Source organism: Pauljensenia sp. C0254C2 (assembly GCF_056583835.1).
Genome location: NZ_JBWPJO010000031.1, coordinates 1 through 1,522, shown reverse-complemented (window position 1 = coordinate 1,522; position 1,522 = coordinate 1). Strand labels below are relative to the sequence as shown.

The 1,522-nt window shown below is 40.3% G+C and carries 2 protein-coding genes; both read left to right on the top strand.

The window, feature by feature from the left end:
* Positions 1–56: 56 nt before the first annotated feature.
* Positions 57–590, top strand: a complete 534-nt coding sequence (locus AC1DA5_RS10515) for a helix-turn-helix domain-containing protein (protein ID WP_191913659.1) — start codon at positions 57–59, stop codon at positions 588–590.
* Positions 590–1,486 (top strand): IS3 family transposase, encoded by an 897-nt coding sequence (locus tag AC1DA5_RS10510; protein WP_326515975.1) that lies wholly within the window; start codon positions 590–592, stop codon positions 1,484–1,486. Before AC1DA5_RS10515 ends, AC1DA5_RS10510 begins: the two co-directional genes overlap by 1 nt.
* Positions 1,487–1,522: the final 36 nt, after the last annotated feature.

The window sequence follows — 1,522 nt, the reverse complement described above, 5'->3', positions numbered from 1 at the left end:
TGAAGTGCCCTACAATTGTTAGACAAGAAATCTAATGATTGTGGGGCACCTTTTCTATGGTCAAATATAAATCAGAATTGAAGGCACAGATTGTCCATGAATATCTGTCAACTTCACAAAGTACTAATGCTTTAAGTGAAAAATATCAGATTAACAGACGAGAAATAGCTAAATGGATTCAGCGATACCGCTTAAATGGAGTCGCTGCCTTTAAGCGTCGACGACATAAACGAACATTCACCACCGATTTCAAATTAAATGTGATAGACTACTACCAAACTCATGAGGATTCAATGACTGAAGTAGCGGCTCGTTTTGATGTTTTAACAGCACAAGTATCCAGATGGCGCTCACAATTTGAACGGGACGGAATTACAGCTTTGAAGCCTCACCCGAAAGGTAGGCCATCCAAAATGAAATATACCAAAAAGCAAGCTCGTCAACTCGCCAATAAAAGTGAGTTAGAACGCTTAAAGGAAGAATTAGCGAAGAAAAATCAAGAACTTTATGACACCAAGTTGGAGCGTGATCTCTTAAAAAAATCGCTGTCCCTGTTCGGACCCTCAAAGCCAAGAAGAAAACCCAAATAGTGGATCAGATCAGGGACGATCAAGCAGCACAGCCCAAGAAGCAGCGCTATAAGATAGGTGACCTCCTTAAAGCCGTTGAGCTTCCCAAGGCCACCTATCACGATGAGCGGAAACGCATCGCTAACCACCATGATAAATATAGTGAAGTAAAGAAAATAATTCTTCAAATCGCTCAACAGTTCAAAATTCGTGGTCGTTGGACAGCGGGCTATCGTCGAATTCAAGCAGAACTGGATAAGCTTAAATTACACTTGTCGGGAGATACGATTCGGAAGTTAATGCGGGAATTAAATGTGCAAGTAAACTTATACAATCGCTATCGAAATGGTAAATACTCATCATATCATGGTACCGTTGGTAAAGTTGCGGATAATAAATTGAAGCAAGGATTCAATGAAGTTCGGCCTTACCAGGTTATTCATACTGATGTGACGCAGGTTCGTTTAGCTAACCATCAGTGGGCTTATATCTCAGTAATGATTGACGAGGCGAGCCAAGAGATCCTGGCTTTCCAGATTAGTACCAGCCCAAATAAAGATCTGATTATGCGAACTCTAACAGAATTAATTGACAATTTACCTGAGGATGCGCAACCAATTATCCATTCAGATCAAGGTTGGCATTATCAGTTAGCTTACTATACCCAAAAACTAGCGGATCACCAGTTTATTCAAAGCATGTCACGCAAGGGAAACTGCTTGGATAACGCACCCGTAGAAAGTTTTTTCCACTTATTTAAGACAGAATTACTGGCAGGTTTTCCACCGTGTAAAGACATGACAGAGCTAACTGAGCTTTCCCAAAAATATGTTCAGTACTTTAACAACGTCAGAACGACCTTAAAAACAAAAGGTATGACTCCGGTTGAGTACCGAAATCATACCTTAGCAGCTTAATATTTCAATTTTGTCTAACTTTTGTCTTGCACTTCA

Excerpts from the sequence above, each read along its gene's own strand:
- AC1DA5_RS10515 (WP_191913659.1), top strand. The coding sequence starts at position 57 with ATGGTCAAATATAAATCAGAATTGAAGGCACAGATTGTCCATGAATAT.